19 protein-coding genes are annotated in these 18,416 nt (G+C 28.7%); 12 read left to right on the top strand and 7 right to left on the bottom strand.

Going from position 1 to position 18,416, the window contains the following annotated elements:
* Positions 1 to 57 precede the first annotated feature (57 nt).
* Positions 58 to 2,058 carry a methyl-accepting chemotaxis protein gene (locus CUEA01_RS12210; RefSeq protein ID WP_234121883.1) on the bottom strand — a complete coding sequence of 667 codons (2,001 nt, stop codon included), beginning with the start codon at positions 2,056 to 2,058 and terminating at the stop codon, positions 58 to 60.
* Between the two features lie 17 nt (positions 2,059 to 2,075).
* Positions 2,076 to 2,537 carry a MarR family winged helix-turn-helix transcriptional regulator gene (locus tag CUEA01_RS12205; RefSeq protein WP_234121882.1) on the bottom strand — a complete coding sequence of 154 codons (462 nt, stop codon included), beginning with the start codon at positions 2,535 to 2,537 and terminating at the stop codon, positions 2,076 to 2,078.
* 304 nt (positions 2,538 to 2,841) lie between these two features.
* Between CUEA01_RS12205 and CUEA01_RS12200 the strand changes: the two genes are divergently transcribed.
* Positions 2,842 to 4,245: an amino acid permease gene (locus CUEA01_RS12200; RefSeq protein ID WP_234121881.1), complete on the top strand. Its 1,404-nt coding sequence runs from the start codon at positions 2,842 to 2,844 to the stop codon at positions 4,243 to 4,245.
* 627 nt (positions 4,246 to 4,872) lie between these two features.
* On the opposite strand, the gene CUEA01_RS12195 is transcribed toward CUEA01_RS12200, so the two are convergent.
* Positions 4,873 to 5,349: an HAD domain-containing protein gene (locus CUEA01_RS12195; protein WP_234121880.1), complete on the bottom strand. Its 477-nt coding sequence runs from the start codon at positions 5,347 to 5,349 to the stop codon at positions 4,873 to 4,875.
* 1,391 nt (positions 5,350 to 6,740) lie between these two features.
* Here CUEA01_RS12195 and CUEA01_RS12190 point away from each other — a divergent pair.
* From CUEA01_RS12190 to CUEA01_RS12180, 3 genes are all read left to right on the top strand, one after another.
* On the top strand, positions 6,741 to 8,048 hold the full coding sequence (locus CUEA01_RS12190; protein ID WP_234121879.1) for a helix-turn-helix transcriptional regulator: 1,308 nt from the start codon (positions 6,741 to 6,743) through the stop codon (positions 8,046 to 8,048).
* A gap of 14 nt (positions 8,049 to 8,062) precedes the next feature.
* Entirely contained in the window at positions 8,063 to 8,239 is a 177-nt protein-coding gene (locus CUEA01_RS12185; protein ID WP_234121878.1) for a hypothetical protein, read from the top strand.
* A 411-nt stretch (positions 8,240 to 8,650) separates the two neighbouring features.
* The gene (locus CUEA01_RS12180; protein WP_234121877.1) at positions 8,651 to 9,316 is read left to right on the top strand and encodes a class I SAM-dependent methyltransferase; all 666 of its coding nucleotides are present in this window, start codon (positions 8,651 to 8,653) and stop codon (positions 9,314 to 9,316) included.
* A gap of 174 nt (positions 9,317 to 9,490) precedes the next feature.
* On the opposite strand, the gene CUEA01_RS12175 is transcribed toward CUEA01_RS12180, so the two are convergent.
* The 3 genes from CUEA01_RS12175 to CUEA01_RS12165 all read right to left on the bottom strand — a co-directional run bounded on the left by CUEA01_RS12175 (position 9,491) and on the right by CUEA01_RS12165 (position 11,087).
* On the bottom strand, positions 9,491 to 9,736 hold the full coding sequence (locus tag CUEA01_RS12175) for a hypothetical protein (RefSeq protein WP_234121876.1): 246 nt from the start codon (positions 9,734 to 9,736) through the stop codon (positions 9,491 to 9,493).
* 119 nt (positions 9,737 to 9,855) lie between these two features.
* Positions 9,856 to 10,788, bottom strand: a complete 933-nt coding sequence (locus CUEA01_RS12170) for a GNAT family N-acetyltransferase (RefSeq protein WP_234121875.1) — start codon at positions 10,786 to 10,788, stop codon at positions 9,856 to 9,858.
* Positions 10,785 to 11,087, bottom strand: a complete 303-nt coding sequence (locus CUEA01_RS12165; RefSeq protein WP_234121874.1) for a YciI family protein — start codon at positions 11,085 to 11,087, stop codon at positions 10,785 to 10,787. The genes CUEA01_RS12170 and CUEA01_RS12165 overlap by 4 nt, the downstream gene beginning before the upstream one ends.
* A gap of 109 nt (positions 11,088 to 11,196) precedes the next feature.
* Between CUEA01_RS12165 and CUEA01_RS12160 the strand changes: the two genes are divergently transcribed.
* Together CUEA01_RS12160 and CUEA01_RS12155 are read left to right on the top strand one after the other, a co-directional pair.
* Positions 11,197 to 11,619 (top strand): GntR family transcriptional regulator, encoded by a 423-nt coding sequence (locus CUEA01_RS12160; RefSeq protein ID WP_234121873.1) that lies wholly within the window; start codon positions 11,197 to 11,199, stop codon positions 11,617 to 11,619.
* Between the two features lie 38 nt (positions 11,620 to 11,657).
* On the top strand, positions 11,658 to 12,509 hold the full coding sequence (locus CUEA01_RS12155; protein ID WP_234121872.1) for an aminotransferase class I/II-fold pyridoxal phosphate-dependent enzyme: 852 nt from the start codon (positions 11,658 to 11,660) through the stop codon (positions 12,507 to 12,509).
* Between the two features lie 125 nt (positions 12,510 to 12,634).
* Here the strand turns inward: CUEA01_RS12155 and CUEA01_RS12150 are convergent, their stop codons facing one another.
* Complete coding sequence (locus tag CUEA01_RS12150) at positions 12,635 to 12,814, bottom strand: flagellar biosynthesis protein (RefSeq protein WP_234121871.1); 180 nt, start codon at positions 12,812 to 12,814, stop codon at positions 12,635 to 12,637.
* Positions 12,815 to 13,006: 192 nt separating this feature from the next.
* Here CUEA01_RS12150 and CUEA01_RS12145 point away from each other — a divergent pair, with 192 nt between their 5' ends.
* The 6 genes from CUEA01_RS12145 to CUEA01_RS12120 all read left to right on the top strand — a co-directional run bounded on the left by CUEA01_RS12145 (position 13,007) and on the right by CUEA01_RS12120 (position 18,416).
* Positions 13,007 to 13,519 carry a methyl-accepting chemotaxis protein gene (locus tag CUEA01_RS12145; RefSeq protein ID WP_234121870.1) on the top strand — a complete coding sequence of 171 codons (513 nt, stop codon included), beginning with the start codon at positions 13,007 to 13,009 and terminating at the stop codon, positions 13,517 to 13,519.
* A gap of 107 nt (positions 13,520 to 13,626) precedes the next feature.
* Positions 13,627 to 14,430, top strand: coding sequence for a tetratricopeptide repeat protein (locus CUEA01_RS12140; RefSeq protein ID WP_234121869.1), 804 nt, complete (start codon positions 13,627 to 13,629; stop codon positions 14,428 to 14,430).
* Between the two features lie 72 nt (positions 14,431 to 14,502).
* Entirely contained in the window at positions 14,503 to 15,627 is a 1,125-nt protein-coding gene (locus CUEA01_RS12135) for a sensor histidine kinase (RefSeq protein WP_234121868.1), read from the top strand.
* Positions 15,617 to 16,249 carry a response regulator transcription factor gene (locus tag CUEA01_RS12130; RefSeq protein ID WP_234121867.1) on the top strand — a complete coding sequence of 211 codons (633 nt, stop codon included), beginning with the start codon at positions 15,617 to 15,619 and terminating at the stop codon, positions 16,247 to 16,249. The genes CUEA01_RS12135 and CUEA01_RS12130 overlap by 11 nt, the downstream gene beginning before the upstream one ends.
* Before the next feature lie 116 nt (positions 16,250 to 16,365).
* Entirely contained in the window at positions 16,366 to 17,301 is a 936-nt protein-coding gene (locus CUEA01_RS12125; RefSeq protein WP_234121866.1) for an ABC transporter ATP-binding protein, read from the top strand.
* An 11-nt stretch (positions 17,302 to 17,312) separates the two neighbouring features.
* Entirely contained in the window at positions 17,313 to 18,416 is a 1,104-nt protein-coding gene (locus CUEA01_RS12120) for an ABC transporter permease (RefSeq protein WP_234121865.1), read from the top strand.

The following is an 18,416-nucleotide window of genomic DNA, read 5'->3' as shown; positions in this document are numbered from 1 at the left end:
CAAATAGCAATGCCAGAAGCTAAATAGTTTCTGGCATTGCTATTTTTTTAAGATGCCTTATATTTTAAATTTGTCTATTTGTGTAGTCATATCTTTTGTCATAGAATTTAAATTTTCTGCAGCTAAGGACACTTTAGAGGATAAATTATTCATTTCATCAGCAGAAGCTGTTATTTCCTCAGAGGAAGCAGAAATTTCTTCAGCAACGGCAGAGGCACTTTCTATTTTTGTAACTATGCTATCCTTTTCTTGTTTTATCTCTAAAGTAGATGAATTTACAGATTGAATTTTAGGAATTACAATTTTAATTACACCAATAATCTTTTCAAAGGAGCTTAAAGTTTCATTTATCACATTTACTTGTCCATCTAAACCAGTTTTCATTTCACTTGTATTTTTGGTTATAATTTCAGTGTTTTCGGAAAGTGAGCCTATTAAATTTGTTATATTTTGTGACGAAACTTTTGTTTGTTCAGCAAGTTTTCTAATTTCGTTAGCAACAACTGCAAAGCCTTTTCCAGTTTCACCAGCACGTGCAGCTTCTATAGAAGCATTTAATGCAAGTAAATTTGTCTGATAAGCAATAGAGTTTATCATATTAACTATGCTGGATACATCTTTAATATTCTTATTAAAATTGAGAATTTTTTCTTCTAAATTTTTGAAAGAAGAACTAATACTACTTACGGCTTCTACAAGTAATGACATGTCGCTATTGCTGCTATTTGCAAGATTATTCATGGTTAAGGTATTGCTATTAATTTCTTTTATATTATTTACTATATATTCTAGTTTATCGCTAAATAAGTTTAATGAATTTGTAATTTCAATTAGATCATTTGCTTGATCACTAACACCATTTGCAACTTCTTGTATAGCCAAAGATACATTGCTTGATGAAGAACTCATATGCTGAGATATATCAGATAGGCTATTTGAATTATCACTTATTGTGTTTGAGGTGCTTTTAAAAGAATTAATCATATAAGCAATAGAGGTTTTCATTGATTTCATTGAATTTGACATATCACCTATTTCATCTTTATAATTTAAATGTTTTTCATCAACATTTTTAGAAAAATCACCTGTAGACAGAATGTTTAAAAATTTTGCAGAGTATTTAATACGTTTAGAGAGTTTATCAGCAATAAAGTAAGTTACTAAAAGTCCTAAAATTAAAAATGCCAATGAAGATATTAAAACTGATTTTTTTAAGTCATTTAATTCCGATAAAAGTTCATCTTTTTCAAGAATTACGACAATTGACCAATGCTCTTTTTTTACAGGTGCAAAACCGCCGTAGGATTCCTTACCACCAAAGGTATACTTACTCAAGCCTTTTTCACCAGCAATCATTCTTTTTTGCATAGCTGCGATACCAGCAAGACTTGGATCCTTTTTAGCTTCTTCTATAGAATTATATTTATTTAGAGGCATACTTTTATCCTTGTACGCAATGCTTTCAGATTTACTGTTTATCATATACGCACTTCCAGTTTTACCAAAGGAAATTTTCTTAATCATGTCACTTAATTCAAGGGCGTCTCTTACAGAAACTAAAACGCCTGTAACAGAATTGTTGCTTTTTATAGGCACAGCATATTCCATAGAAATTGATTTTTTATCATCAGCTACAACTGGATCAGTTATGTAAGTGTCGCCAGACAAAGCTTTTTGAAAATAAGTTGTATCTTTAATATTTTCACTAGTACCATCTGTATAATATATTTCTCCATCAAGATTTGCATAGCCTATTTTTATACTTCCAGTTAAAGTATTTTGATCTTTTAAAATTGATAATTTATCATTTATAGAAACTGAATTGCTTTTTAAATCGTCATTTGATGCAACTATTTTTAGTTCATTAATATGACTGTCAAGTGAGGCTTGTACGGTATTGGCAGCTTGTGTTGCTATTTGCGGAAAGGTTTTTGTTATATTGGAAACTAGAGCCTTTGAAGAGTTAATGTAAGAAATACTTCCAAGACCTATACTTAATACTATAAGTAGACTTCCTATAAGAATAATTAATTTTGATTTTATAGATTTTGTAATCATGATAAAACTCCTTTCTTTCAAACTTTAGTATTTAAATTTCTCATTTTTAAAAGTATATTTGTTAAGTTTGAAAATGCTAGTGTTAATTGTTCTATTTCTTCCTCAGAAAGAACAGCAAACTTTTTTAAAAATTTTTCTTGGGACGAGTAAATTGATTTTACAATTAATGCTAAGCCTTTTTCCGATAGCGTCAAATAAACAATTCTTTTATCATTTAAGTCTTGCTTTTTATTTATATACCCTAATTTATAAAGCGCATTTACACTTCTGCTTGTGTTAGGAACAGATAAATTTAATTTTTTGCTCAAGGAAGAAGAAGTTGTAGAACCTGTATTGTGAATCTCATTTAACATTCTAGAAAGCAGTGGGGTAACCTCTGAGTTATTTAAATTGGGCATTAAGTCCAGAAATTGGCTTTCAAATAGAGTATGAAAGTTCACCATCTTTAATATTAAATTTTCAGCTTTTTCTTTATCCATAATAAAATCCTCCTAAGATATGGTTAGCCTGATAAATTTAATATAACACAATAGTTAACAAAAAACAACTATCTTATGATAATTATCTTTTGTTATGTATAATGTATTAAAATTCTATTAATGTATATTAAATAAAATTTATTAAGTTATTGACTAATGTATAAAATTGCAGTAAAATGCAATAAACATAAAAAATATATTAACAAACAGTTAAAACATGTTTCGCATTTATGATATATTAATATGAAATGAAAAGTAAAAGTATCAATATGACAAAAAACTAGAATTTGAGGGGGCAAAAAATTTGGACGTATTTAGAAAAAAGACAGTAATTAATTTTAAAAATGATGCTAGTAAAAGTGGACTTAAGAAAAAACTTACGAGCTTTGATCTTGCAGCGGTAGGGATAGGTTGTGTTGTTGGCACGGGGATTTTTGTATCTACAGGTCAGGGAGCTAAGCTTGCAGGACCAGCAGTTATAATTTCTTTTTTGTTAGCAGCAATAACAAGTGGCTTGTGTTCACTTACGTATTCTGAACTTACTTCGATGTTTCCTGTTTCTGGAAGCACGTATTCTTATTCATATATTGCATTTGGAGAAATTGTAGCTTGGATAATAGGTTGGGATTTAATGCTTGAATATTTAGTAGCTGGAGCATCGGTGGCTTCTGCCTGGTCTGGAACCTTTATGGGCATATTAAGTAATTTTGGTATAAAAATTCCGATTAGCATTACTAAAACTCCAATGGCTGGTGGAATTTTGGACTTGCCTGCTGTTTTAATAACTTTAGCGGTAACGCTGCTTTTATATAAAGGGGTTTCTGAAAGTGCAAAAATAAACAATATGATAGTAGGATTAAAAATATTTATAATATTATTATTTATCTTCTTTGGTGCAATGCACATTAAGGTAGCTAACTATCATCCTTTTGCGCCTTATGGAGCAGGTGGTGTTATGTCAGCAGCAGCCATAATATTTTTCTCCTTCATAGGTTTTGATGCTATAGCAACTGCAGTGGAAGAAACTAAAAAACCGGAGAGAGATGTTCCAAAGGGTATTATGATATGTTTTGTGGTAGTAGTTGTATTGTATATGTCTGTTGCTTTGGTTCTTACAGGAATAATACCATTTAAAAAAATAGATATAAATAATGCACTTCCCGGTGCTCTTTCGTATATAGGAATAAATTGGGGGTCAGCGCTTGTTGGTGCTGGAGCTGTAGTAGGAATGATTTCTACTCTGTTAGTTGTTTTGTATGGACAAGTTAGAATTTTTATGGTTATGTCAAGAGATGGTCTTTTACCTAAAGTATTTTCACACGTAAATGAAAAGCATGGAACTCCAGGCTTATGCACAGTAATTACTGGAGTGCTAATTGCTATTCTATCAGGTGTTGTACCACTTAATATAATAATGGAACTTTGTAATATAGGAACATTATTTGCATTCATTTTGGTTTCCTTGGGAATTATAGTTTTAAGAAAAACAATGCCAGATGTAGAAAGAAAATTTAAATGTCCAGGGGTTCCTTTTACGCCTGCACTTACAATAGTTTTTTGTATTTATTTAATGCTTGGATTAAAACCAGTTACTTGGATAAGATTTGTAATATGGCTATTACTAGGGCTTATTGTATACTTTGCATATGGACACAAACATAGTGTTATTAGAAATCAAAAAGTGGATGAGGAAGAAATTGGAGTATAAAGAGGTTGGGGTTATTCCTAACTTATACAAAATGGAGTCACGGAACATTTAATGATGAAAGAAATAATTCACTAAACAAATATTGATATTCGGTAAAAGTGTTTCAATCCATTGAATTATAATAATTTCAGGCACTTTCTATATAATTTTTTCAAAAAGTGAAAATGGGAAAGTTAATCTATAGGAGCATGTGAAAAATATAGATATTCTTTTTTACGAGCAGCTTATAAGGATTTATGTACAGTATAATAAAAATTATAGAATGTCTTTTTTAACATCCTTCTATATCTTAAATTATTATGTAAAATCAATAGACATGTTTTGACTAACAAAAAATATTTTTATTAGTGGCTATGTTTTAAATAAGTGTTGATTTTCACACTTATTTAAGACATAGCTTCCTTTAGTAAGTTTAGCTATTTTTAAAAGAATGTTGATGTGATGCGTTGGCTTTTATGGACTCTTAGGATTGATTGTTTATAATTTGTGTAATTTTGACTAGGATGGTCAAAGCCATTTAGGCATCAGGACGATGCATCTAAATGGGTAGCAAATTATAAACGAGCAATTCTTAGAGTCCATTAATGCCATAATCTCATATCAACATTCTTTTAAAACATAGCCTTATTAGTTAATCATATCAATAACACATCGTGCATCTTCTTCAGTAATACCTACTTGTCCATTTATTTTAACTAAATGAGCATTAATTTCTTCATTTTTTAAATCTAAATCATCTATCACAACATATTTTTCTACAACCTCATGATCATTTAGCCATGCAGTAATTTCTTTGGCTTTTACGTGACTAAAAGTTTTTCTAGTTCGTATTTCTTCGGTGCTGAAATCAGGTGTTTTCCCAAATAATTTTATATTAAACTCACACAAAATTTCATATAAACATTGAGAATACCCATCCTGTGGCAACATATTGTCATCAAACCATAATCTCCAGCCTGAAGACATAACAATAACAGCTCCTGTTTTATCAACTATGTTTTTTAAAATACCTACGCCCTTTCTATCAATTGCTTGGTTTGGGTTATTATTTAAAAATCCTTCTGAATTAAGAACACCATCTATATCAAGGAATATAACCTTCATAAAGTACCTCCATTTGGTGATTTTATATAAATATTAGAATTTAATTAGCTTACAGTTGTTTATTTGATTAATTATATATCATACAAATATAGGATTGCAAATATTTTAAACTTAGATATCAACTTTATTCTCACACTTTTTATATGCTTTTTTCAAAAAATCAAAATCGGTTGGGAAAATTTTGAGGGAATCCTTTAATAATGCGGCTTAAGAGAGTATAATAAAATGGAAAATGGCTTATTTACAGTGGTACACATCTAGAGTTTGCGCGCGAGCGCATATGACTTCATGAAGTAAATACTAAGCTGTCAAAAGAAATAATGCACAAAACAAATTTATAATACAAATTAAATTAGAACTTATATTAGAGTAAGATACTGTTAATGAGTAAAATATATACACTGAAAAATTAAGTATAAAAACTAATAATGGTATTGATTTTTCTAACCGACAGAATAAATCAAAGTGCCTCAATCTATGGTAAATCAATACTTTGAGGCGTTTTTTACATGCTTTTTTCAAAAAATGAAAATCGGTTGAAAAAATTTTGAAAAATCCTTTAATAATGCGGTTTAAGAGAGTATAATAAGTTTAAGAAATGACTTATTTACAGTGGTACACATCTAGAGTTTGCGCGCGAGCGCATATGACTTCATAAACCCAATACTTAGATGCAAAAAGGATAAAGCACAAAACAAATTCATAGTACAAATTAAATTTATCTTCTTATTAGCGTAAACTTTAACATAAGATGTATTTAAATTCTACGGTTTTGCAACGTTCTTTGCATAATTTTTCAGTTTAACATTAACATAAGATGTATTTAAATTCTACGGTTTTGCAACGTTCTTTGCATAATTTTTCAGTTTAACATTAACATAAGATGTACCCATCTAGAGTCTGCACGAGAGTGCATATGACTTCATGAACCTAATATTTAGATGTAAAAAAGATAATGCACAAAACGAATTTATACTAGAAATAAATGAGATCTTATATTAGAGTAAGGCATGGATTAATAAGTAAATATATATGCACTGAAAAAATTAAATATAAAAAATAATAATGGTGTTAATTTTTCCAACCGGCAGAATAAATTAAAGTGCTTCAATCTATTGCAAATCAATACTTTGAAGCACTTTTTATATGCTTTTATAGGAAAATTTAATAAGAGAATTTTAATAAAATTAATCATTAATGAGGAATGTTAGGTGTAATCAAAATACAGAATATATTGGTTACATGAACTAGTTGCAAATCAGTTTGTGGAAAATCGATAAAATAAATACATTAAATTACAAAATGTAAGTTTTAATATTTACAAAAAAGTTTGAGCTTGTTATAATTAATGGTAGTGAATATAAGTTATATAAATGCGGAGGTTTTAAAATATGGAAAAAAATACAGTGATATCGGATGGTGATAAATTAAGATTGATTCGAGAAAAATATTGTTTAAAACAAGATGAGATTTCGGGAAATGATATAACAAGAAATTTAATAAGTGAAATTGAAACGAATAAGGCAAATATAACTAAAAATACAGCAGAGGTAATAATAAAAAATTTGAATGAACTAGGTAAAAAAAGACATTTTAAAGTTACAGAAACAGTTGAGTATTTGCTTGAAAACACAAATAGTCAAGCTAATAAAATTCTTAGTGAATATATAGAAGAATTGAAAGCTGTAGCTATATGTAAAGATGATAGTTTTGCTAAAATACTTATAGAGATAGAAGAATTCTTAGTTAATTGGGATATCACAAGTAAAAAGATACAAGTATATGAGATGGCAGGAGATTATTTTTACAACAAAAATGAAATATATAAAAGTGTTTTATATTATGAGAAAGAATTGACTTTAATTGATAAAAATATCTTAAGTAGAACTTTGATAACAGTATTGAGAAAATTATCTATGGTTTACACTTATATTGATAAGTATGAAGAAAGTATTAAGTGTTGCGAATTTGCATTAACACATTTTAGAGAACTGCCAAAAGAAGATTCTGTTATTTTTAGATTCAATAGAGCATTATGCTACAAAAAGATAGGAAAATTTAAACAAGCTATAGAAGATATTGAAATGGCTGAAGAATTAGTAGATAAGGTTAATAAGGTATCAACATATGTTAATATTTTGATAAATAAATCAAATTGTTTATATAGATTAAATACGTACGATGAGGCACTCAGTATTTTAAATGAAATTTTAAACTTGATAGACAAAAATGATTTAGAAAAGCAAATACTTATACGCATAAACATTATTAATAATTATATAAAAGTTGAAAATATTGAAAAGGTTAAAGAGGAACTTAAAATTATACTTAAATGCTTAAAAAATTGTACGCTATCAATTGAATATGGGCAAGAGATTTATTACGAGATGGGAAAGATATATAAATACGTAAATGAAAACAATTTAGAAGAAGAATATTATTTAAAAGCTTTAAATTTAGCTGAAAAGCAGAAAAATTATACTTTGGTAAATGAAGTAATATGTGATTTAATAGATATGTATAGTAGGTTAAATGAATTGAAAAAAATGAATGATATAAAAAATAAGGTGTTTTTTATATCAAGCATAATAGAATCAATAAATGAAAAAATAATGTTTAAATTAATATCTTTTTATTCAAAAAATGGTGACAACTTTAAGACTAAAGAAATTGCTGAATTTTCTTTGAAGTCACTATAGAGGGAGGTGTTATGATGATAAAGAAAAATAATAAAGTAAAAATTTTATTATTAGGACTATTAGCTGTAGTAAGTGTTATAGGTATAGCTTCATTTTCGACTTCTGTTGCAAGAAATTTGAGCGAAATTGATATTCATGCGATGTGTTCTACTGGAAAGTATTTTGGATTTTTAAACATATTTATATCATAAGAGAATCAGTAAATCTGGTTCTCCTTTATATAATATTTTGATTTATATAAAGAATGCAAATAAAATTTATTCTTTGATATAAAATTAGAGATAACAGAGAATTGAACATTAACATAAGGTACCCATCTAGAGTTTGCGCGCGAGCGCATATGACTTCATGAACTCAATACTCAGCTGTCAAAAAAATAATGCACAAAACAAATTTATACTACGAATTAAATAAGAGTTTGCGCGCGAGCGCATATGACTTCATGAACCCAATAATAAGATATAAAAATAAATAGTGCATAAAATAAAATTTATCTATTGAGATTGCCAAGCAATAGGATGAAAGCTGTTTAGGCAGCGGTATGGTGAAATTTTCACATGAAATTACATTTTTAATATAGTTTAAAATTAAAGGGGACAATTATGGAAAGCAAATATGACAAATGCGTAAATGAATGGAATAATATTTTTTCAAAGGAAACACCTAATGCACCAGTTAAATCGACTTCTGGAAATGAAACTATTGATAAGGGAATTAAGTGGGTTTGTAATGGGACGAAAAAAATTCTTGATTTTGGATGTGGAAACGGAACAATGCTATTTTTGTGTGCGATGAATGGAACGGAACACAACATAGGAATTGATTTGTCTGAAAAAGGAATTGAAAGTGCGCAAAAAAGAGCGGAGCAAATGCTAGAAGGCGAGTTTCATTTTATTCAAGGTGGTATTGAGGCATTAAAAAATATAGATGACTCATATGTGGATGCAGTGGTTTTATCTAATATTATAGATAATTTGTATCCAGATGATGCAGAAGCTTTAATGAATGAAGTAGAAAGAATTTTAAAAATCAATGGTAAAGTTTTAGTTAAACTAAATCCATATATAACCAAGGAACAAATAATAGAATTCAATATAAAAGTTATAAAAGATAATTTGCTAGATGATGGGTTGCTTTTGTTAAATAACACAACAGATGAATGGACAAAATTTCTTAAAGAAAAGTTTAATATAGAACATTATGAAGAAATTTATTATCCACAATATGAACAGTATAATAGAATGTTTTGGCTAGCTAAAAATAGCTAAACTTACTAAAGGAAGCTATGTTTTAAATAAGTGTGAAAATCAACACTTATTTAAAACATAGCCAATAAATAATAAAATTACTTACAAAAAGTTAATACGCAGCCCTCGTGCAATATTTTATAATATGCAAAGGCTGCGTGTATTTATAATTGTTAAAAAATCAATCAAAAACTATTACTTCATATCAATAGTCTTTACTACTACAGTATCGACATCTTCTAAATCGTGAATCATAGCTTTTAATTTTTCTTCCTTGTCTCTGAAGTTTAAAGTGATGAGTCCATGCTCTTTTTCACCTGGATCATGGGTCCCAAATCTAGAAATAATGCTATCACCGTATTTTGTTAATATTTCTTGAACCTGTGGGGCAGACTTTGTTCTCTTATCAACAAGGATTCCAACTATACTTAATTTATCCAAAATGAATCATTCTTCCTCTCCTCTTTAATATTCTATTATTATATCCAAATTTTGCATTAAATATTCAGTCACAGTTGCATACAGGAGTAGGTAAAGAACAACACTTAGGAATTAATAAGCTATCCAGCAAGTCTAGTGAGTAATAGTACAGTTTTGCTGTCAAAAGGATTATCCTTACCCATAACCATCATTACAAGGGGGTTCTGTATTTTAAAAGCATGCTTTGAAATTAAATGGTTGCATATTTTTGTGTTACAGGTATTGCAGTCTATAGTGATGCTTTCATAACCAATACTTTTGGCATAATTGGAACAAGCTATGATAATAGAATCTATGGCCTTTTTATAGTCAATATTGCCATCTATAATGGCTAATTTTATGTGCATATTTTTGCTTAAGCTTCCCCTTATAGGTTTGGTGTAGCATAATATAATACCTTGAATATTACCATTAGTTTTTAATTCAAAAGCAGTTCCAAATTCTTTTGTTTTTATAAAGCAAAGTTCAGAAGTTAAGTCAAAATCTTTAAATATTCTATTAGACATGGTTTTTAAATTATCTTTTAAGCTGGAATAATCAGTTTCATTGCTTAGGGTTACTTCACTTGTAACATAATCGCTTGGAATTAGCAGGTTATTATAAAAATTAAGTTCCTTTTTTAAAGTTAGAGTTAGTTTAAGAGGAATAAAACCAAGGGACATATAAAAACCAACATTATAACTTGATTCTGGCATGGTGTTAAGAGCAATTGTAGATATCTTATAATCTTCTTTTAAAATTTTTATTGTATGATTAATTAAAGCTTTCCCAATACCCTTATCTTTATATTCTGGATGAACGCCAAGTGGTCCAAACCAAGCAAAAGAGCCCCATAGATGTATAAAGTTATATCCAATGATCTTGTTATCTAATTCATAAACAAGGCTAGAACTATTACTTGCTTCAAGGTAGCCTTCAATTCCAATAGAATTTCTTGCAAATTTAGTTTTAAAGCATAATTTATCTATCTCTTTTATAGCGTCAATATCTTTGGATTGCATGTTCCGTATCATTCTAAAGCCCCCAATACAGCAAATTTTTCAAAACCTTCAGCATATTTGCTTGGTGTAAATTGGATTATTTCATAGTTTGCTATATCATTTATATAAAAAGGGTCTTCCTTAATAATTGAATTTACGTCCTCTTTGCTTTTTGCATTACATAATATTATGCCTCCTGTTCTAGGTTCTTGCCTTCCAGAACATATAAATTTGTTTTGTAAATAATATTTTTCAAGAAAAACTATGTGGTCATCTAAATGATTTATAACCTCATCAATTGATTTTTTATAATTTAAAATTATTACGAACATAAAAATACCTCCTAAAATAAATATGTGGTACACTTATAGTGTAAGTTACAAGATAAGCTAACTCAATAAACAAAAAAGAAGATTGTACTAGTACAAAGCAGGTGTATTGATGAGCAAATATAGAGAGATAGTAGAGTTTATTAATGATGAAATAGAAAGCAGAAATATAGAACACGGTGAAAAAATGCCAACCATAAGGGAATTGTCAGAAAAATTCAAGTGCAGTAAGCAAACAGTTGTACATGCTTATGAAAAGCTTCAAGGTGATCATATTGTATATTCAATACCTCAGAGTGGATATTATTTGGTAGACAAAAAAGAAATTCATGAGAGTAAAAAAAACAAAGTGATAGATCTTTTGGGAGGCTCACCAGATGAGAGTATTTTGCCATATGAAGAATTCCAACACTGCTTGAATCAAGCTATAGAGATATATAAGGCTTCGCTTTTTGATTATTCATCTCCAAAGGGACTTCAAAGTTTAATTGAAATTTTAAAGGTACACTTTGAAGAATATCAGATATTTTTATAACTTCTGGTTCTCAGCAGGCAATAAATATACTTTGCAGTATGCCTTTTCCTAATGGTAAGAGTAATGTGCTTGTTGAACAACCAACTTATAATGGGGTATTAAAAGCTGGTGAAATTACTAAAACTAGCATTGTTGGTATACAAAGAAAATTTAATGGTATAGATTTTCATGAGCTTGAAAGAAGTTTTGCTAATGACAATATAAAATGCTTTTATACAATTCCACGGTTTAGCAATCCACTAGGGATAAGCTACACTAATGAGGAAAAAAAGCAAATTTTAAAATTGGCAGAAAAATATGATGTTTATATAATTGAAGATGACTATCTTTGCGATTTAGAACTTGAAAGCAATTCTTTCCCAATGTATTATAGTGATGTTTCTTCAAGAGTTGTATATCTAAAAAGTTTTTCAAAGATACTTTTGCCGGGTCTTAGAATAGCAGCAGTGGTACTTCCAAAGCTTCTTAGAAATACATTTTATGAATACAAAAATGGCATGGATTTAAGTACAGGGGTATTGTCACAAGGAGCACTTGAAATTTATATAAAGAGTGGTATGTTTAAGGCTAATAGAAAGTCCATTAAGAAAATTTATAGTAATAGGATGAAGGCGCTAAAAGAAGTTGCTAGTGAAATTGATTTGCCAAATATAAAGTGGCACATACCTGATACTGGATTTTATGCTTGCATAGAATTTTTAAATGAAATTAATATTGAAGGATTGATTAAGGCATGCGAAAAAAAGAATATATTGATTAGCAATATGAGAAAATATTATTTAAGAGATTATTTTAGTAATGATATTTTAAAAATTAGTGTTAGTAAGGCTGAAATAAATAATATAAAAAAGGCTACTGCGGAAATTTTAAAGATAATAAATCACTTCTAAAGATAAACCACTTGAAACTTGAAAATTAATTTGTATCAAAACGCCGTCTTCTAGGCATTATGATGCAAAGTAATTTTGGTAGTTGAGCCAGTATATCTATAAAATACAGCAAACCCACGAATAGTTTACTGCTTTTTATTTTTATTGTAGCTTAGATAAGCTGCTAGAGCAAAAAAGCCGCAGCATATAAAATAAAGGATATTTGCATTTGGAAGTTTTTTCTTTGAAGCAATAGAAGCAATTAGAAAAAATATGCCTCCAAAGCATAGTAGTAGTGAAATATAGTAATTTTTATCTTTTTTCAATGAAATAGCACCTCGTAAAAGAAATTATTAGTTAATTATAAAGTAAATATTAACAAATTTCAACAAATTACTGCTTGCAATATTAACAAATTTATTATAACTTTAAATAGTATGATATAATATATTTTTTAATTTGTTCGATAATAAAGGATAGAGACAAACTGTTTTAAAAATTGGAGGAGGAATTAGATTATGAATGAAAATACTAAAAGCAATTTACTTGAAATAGGGGAGTCAATTCAATCATCTTCGCAGCAGTTATCAGCAGCTTCACAGGAAATTGCAGCATCTGCTCAAACACTCATGACTAATGTAATGGAAGTTCAAAAGGATACAGACGATATATCTAAGTATATAAATGAAACTCATAAAATATTAGAAATTGTTAACAAAATTGCTAAAAATACAAAACTCTTAGGACTTAATGCTTCTATTGAAGCAGCAAGAGCAGGAGAATATGGTAAGGGATTCTCAGTTGTAGCTGGACAAATTCAAAAAGTATCAACAGAAAGCGCTGATGCAGTAAAGAACATAAAAGAAATATTAGATAATATAAGCAGCATATCTGGAACATTAGCAGAAAGAGTAAGCAGAACTACAGAAATAGCTACTTCACAAGCATCTGCTACAGAGGAAATTTCATCTTCTGCACAACAGCTTACTGAGGTTACTGGAAATATTACTAAGATTGCTGAAGAACTATAATAAAAATATATTGATTAAAATGTTAACTTTCTGTTAAAATGTTTATTACATGTATATTAGGATATATAATATATAATGTAATTGATATTGGATAGAGGTGGACTTTTATGGCAAAGAAAAAATTACTCATAAACGTTTTGATTTTTGCAGTTGGCATTATTTCTTTTACATATATAAATAGGCTGCTAGGAATAGTAATTATAGCTTTGTTAGCTATATTAAGCGGGTTACCGGTAGCATTAATGATTTTTGGAAATAATGCTTATAAAAGAGAACAATATGATAAGGCGCTTAAGTTATATAAAAAAGCAGCTAATAGTTTGTTCGCATCAGCAAAAATAAAAATAGGATATGGGTATTTTTTGATAAAAAATGGTTATGTTGATGAATCAGAAGCTTTACTAGAAAAAATGTTTCATAAGCAATTATCTAAGGATGATGAAATGAGATTAAAGTCAACCTACGGAATTGTTCTTTGGAAAAAAGGAAAGATTGACGAAGCAGTAGAAATGTTAACTAAATTTAGTGAGAATTATAAATCAATATCTGTTTATGAAAATTTAGGATATTTTCTTATATTACAAGGAAATTATGAAAAAGCGTTAGAGTTTAATAAAGAAGCTATTGAATATGATGATTCAGATGTTGGAATTTTGGACAACCTAGCTTTGAATTATTATTTTCTAGGAGATCACAAGAAGGCATTGAAAACCTATGAAAAATTTATTGATAGGTATCCTGAGCTTGTAACTTCATATTATTTTTATTCTCTTTTACTAATAGAAAATGAAGAATATGATAAAGCTTTGGAATTCTTGAATATGGCATTACATTGTAACTTTTCTTTTATAAGCCTTATACAAAAAGAAGAAGTTGAAAGTAAAATTTCAGAAATTGAAAATTTAAAATAATTTATGGATGTAGGGTTATCATTAGGTGTCTTGTGGTAACCCTAAAATCATTAAGGAGCAAGCAATTAAGTTATGGAAAATTTTTTGAATCTTACTAAGCTTGTTGTTTTGGCATATTGTACTTATGAAGCTTATGTTTGCAAGGTGAAGAATATATATGAGATTATTTTATTTATTCTTGCATATATATGTTTAAATACTATGATATATTTAGTGAAAAAAAGTTTTTTTAAAGTAATAACATTATCATTGTCAGCTGTGATAATAATTTTAGTATATTTAAATACGAACTCAATTTTCATTTTACTTTTACCTTTAAATATCTTTGAAATATCTGTGAAATTCACTACAAATTTTAAAATTGCAGCTGTGGCGCCAGTTATACCAGTATTTTTTATTAATACAAATGCAAAAGTGGAATATTTATTTGTAGGCTTTTTAAGCTGTACTATATATGTACTTTTAAAGTCTTATTCAATTAGAAAATCTGATCTGCTTAAGGAAAATGATGTTTTAAGAAAAAAAGTATACAATACTTCAATAAAACTTGATAAAAATTTGGAATATAAAAAGCAGATAAAATACTTATCAAAGCTTGAAGAGAGAAATAAGATTTCCCAGGAAATACATGATAAAATAGGTCATACAATAGCCGGAAGCTTAATACAAATTGAGGCGGCTAAGCTATTCCTAAATAAAGATACGGAAAAATCAAAGGAAATACTTGATAAGGTAACAAATATACTTAGGGTGAGTAATGAAGAAATAAGATTGTCTCTTAAAAATATAAAGCCACCATTGGAGCAAATGGGACTAAATAGGATTAAGCTTACCTTGGATGAATTTTCAGTAAATAATGATATAAAAAGCAATTTGATTTACACAGGATTAATAGAGAAGGTATCGCATATGCAGTGGAGAGTTATTTATGATAATTTGGGGGAGGCGCTTACAAATATTCTTAAGTATTCTAAGGCGACGAAGGTTACGGTAAAAATAGATGTGTTTAATAAATTTATTAAATTTGAGATAAAGGATAATGGGGTTGGTGAAGAGAATATAAAAAAGAGTCTTGGCATAAAAGGAATGGAGGAACGCTGCAGTAATTTGCATGGAAAAGTAATTGTAGATGGCTCTAATGGTTTTTCTGTTATAAATATACTGCCTTTTGAGGAGGTACCTAAGAATGGCAATTAAACTTTTGATAGCTGATGATGACGCATTTGTGCGAGAAGGATTTAAAATGGTTCTTTCTATGGATGAAAGCTTTGAAATAGTAGGGGATGCTCAAAATGGAGAGGAAGCTGTAAAATTTTGCGAGAATAATATTGTTGATGTTGCACTTTTGGATGTTAGAATGCCCATAAAAAATGGTGTTGAAGCAACTAAAGAAATATGTGAAAAATCAAAAACAAAGGTGCTTATACTTACAACCTTTGATGATGATGAGTTTATAAATGATGCAATAAAATTTGGAGCTAAGGGATATCTTTTAAAAAGTAATCCACCGGAAAAGATAAAGAATGCAATAAAAATGGTAAATGACGGCAATGCGGTTATTGAAAATGTAGTACTTGATAAAATAAAACAGAATCTAAAAAGTTCTAGTACAGGTAAAATTGATAAAACCCTATTTTCAGAGAGAGAATTTCAAATAATAGAAAGCATATCAAGAGGGCTTTCAAATAAAGAAATATCAAAAGAACTTTTTATATCTGAGGGAACTGTCGCAAATTATATAACATCAATACTTAGCAAAACAGGGCTAGAGCATAGAACTCAAATTGCAATATATTATTTAAATAATGGAGCAATATGAAATTTCTCATGTTTATAAAGTGAAAATCTTCATAATAAAAAGGTGAACTTATGTACTATCATAGGGTGACCTTTTTTTTTATAATTAAAGCATAGTTAATTATTAGGGAGGAAATTATGAAGATAGTTAAAATTGAAAATCTAGTTAAAAAATTTAATGATGCAGTAGCAGTAGATAATATTTCACTTGGAATTGAAGAAGGTGAAGTATATGGTTTGCTAGGACCCAATGGAGCAGGAAAGAGCACAACAATAAATATGATTTGCGGACTTTTAAGAGCTAATGAAGGTACTATTGAAATTTTAGGAAAAGATGTAAATAAAAATAAAATATTTGCAAAGAGAAATATAGGCATTGTACCACAAGATATAGCTATATATGAAGAACTTACAGCTTATGAAAATGTACGGTTTTTTGCTGGACTCTATGGTTTTAGAGGAAAAGAGCTTCACGAAAGAGTAGAGGAAGCTTTGAGCTTTGTTGGACTTTTAGATAAAGCCAAAAACTGCCCAGAGGATTTTTCAGGAGGGATGAAAAGAAGACTTAACATTGCCTGTGCTATTGCACACAAGCCTAAACTTATTATAATGGATGAGCCAACCGTTGGAATAGATCCTCAATCTAGAAATCATATACTGGAAGCTGTTAAAAAATTAAATGAAATGGGAAGTACCATTATATATACAAGTCACTATATGGAAGAGATAGAAGCTATATGTACAAGGATAGGCATAGTTGATCATGGAAAACTCATAATAGAAGGGACTAAAGAAGAACTTAAAAATAGTATAACAAATGTAAATACTATGTGTATAACAGCTGCATCGGCAAAAAACATCAATGAAGATGAAATTAAATTGATTAATGGAGTTATTAGTGCTGAAATAGATGATAATGTTGTAACTATAAATAATTCAACAGATATAAATAACCTAGACAAAATAATTTTTTATTTTACTCAAAAGGATATTCATATAAAAAATCTTGAAATAAAAACTCCAGATCTTGAAACTGTATTTTTAACGCTTACTGGCAGAAAGTTAAGGGATTAGGGGGGATAAAAATGAATATAATTTCAATTACACTTAATACGATAAAATTAAATTTGAAAAGCAAGGCAGCATTTTTTTTAGAAATATTATTTCCTATAGTTCTCATATTTGTTTTTGGAACGGTACTCAATGGAGCTATGGATAGTTCAAAAAATTTTAAGGATATAAAAGTAGTATATTGTGTTAGTGAAACTTCAAATACTTTATTTAAGGAGCTTAAGGAGGAAGGAAGTAAACTCGGAATAGATTTTGTAAAAAAGGATAAGGCTAGTGGAATTAAGGCTGTTGAAAATGGTAAATATACCTGCCTTATTGAAATGAAAAATAATAAAATCAATCTTTATAAAAATAGTAATAATGAATTTAAAGCAGAGCTAATAGAAGCTTTTATTAAAACATTTTTGAATAGATATAATACTATGCAAAAAATACTAATTGTAAATCCGATAGGTCTAAAGAGTTTGAATTTAAGCGGCGGTGATAAGAGTTTTCTAAAGGATATATCGATTAGCGGTAAAGGAAATCCAGGAGCCTTAGACTATTATGCAGTAACTATGCTTACCTATATATTAATGTATTGCATAATAAATGGTATGAACTCAATTGCGGGACATACATCTACTATGAATAGACTAATTTGTTCTCCAGTAAAGAAAAGTGAAATATTGATAGGCAGAATTATGGGGGCAACTGTGTTTTCTATAATGCAAATACTTATTATAATATTTTTTAGCAAATTTGTATTTAATGCGTATTGGGGTCAGCATATAGGTAGTGTATTTTTAATAGCTTTAGCTGAAAGTATAATGGCAATAAGCATTGGTATGGGAGTTACTTTTATATTTAAAGACAAAGAATCCATAAGTACTGGTTTAAATGTAGTTGTAATGATATTTGGCTTTTTAGGGGGATGCTTCTTTAAGCTTTCCAATATGGGTAAAATCGCAGAGCTTGCATCTGATATATCTCCAATAAAATTAATTAATAATGCAATATTTAAAGTTATTTATGCAAATGATTTTAGTTTAATGCCAGTTTCAATTGCGGTATGCTTAATAATAGCAGCTGTATTTATAGCGGTAACAACCTTTTCGTATGGAAAGGAGGCTTTTTAA

The organism is Clostridium hydrogenum (assembly GCF_021432385.1).
Taxonomy (GTDB): domain Bacteria; phylum Bacillota; class Clostridia; order Clostridiales; family Clostridiaceae; genus Clostridium_S; species Clostridium_S hydrogenum.
This window is presented reverse-complemented; position numbering and strand designations above follow the sequence as displayed.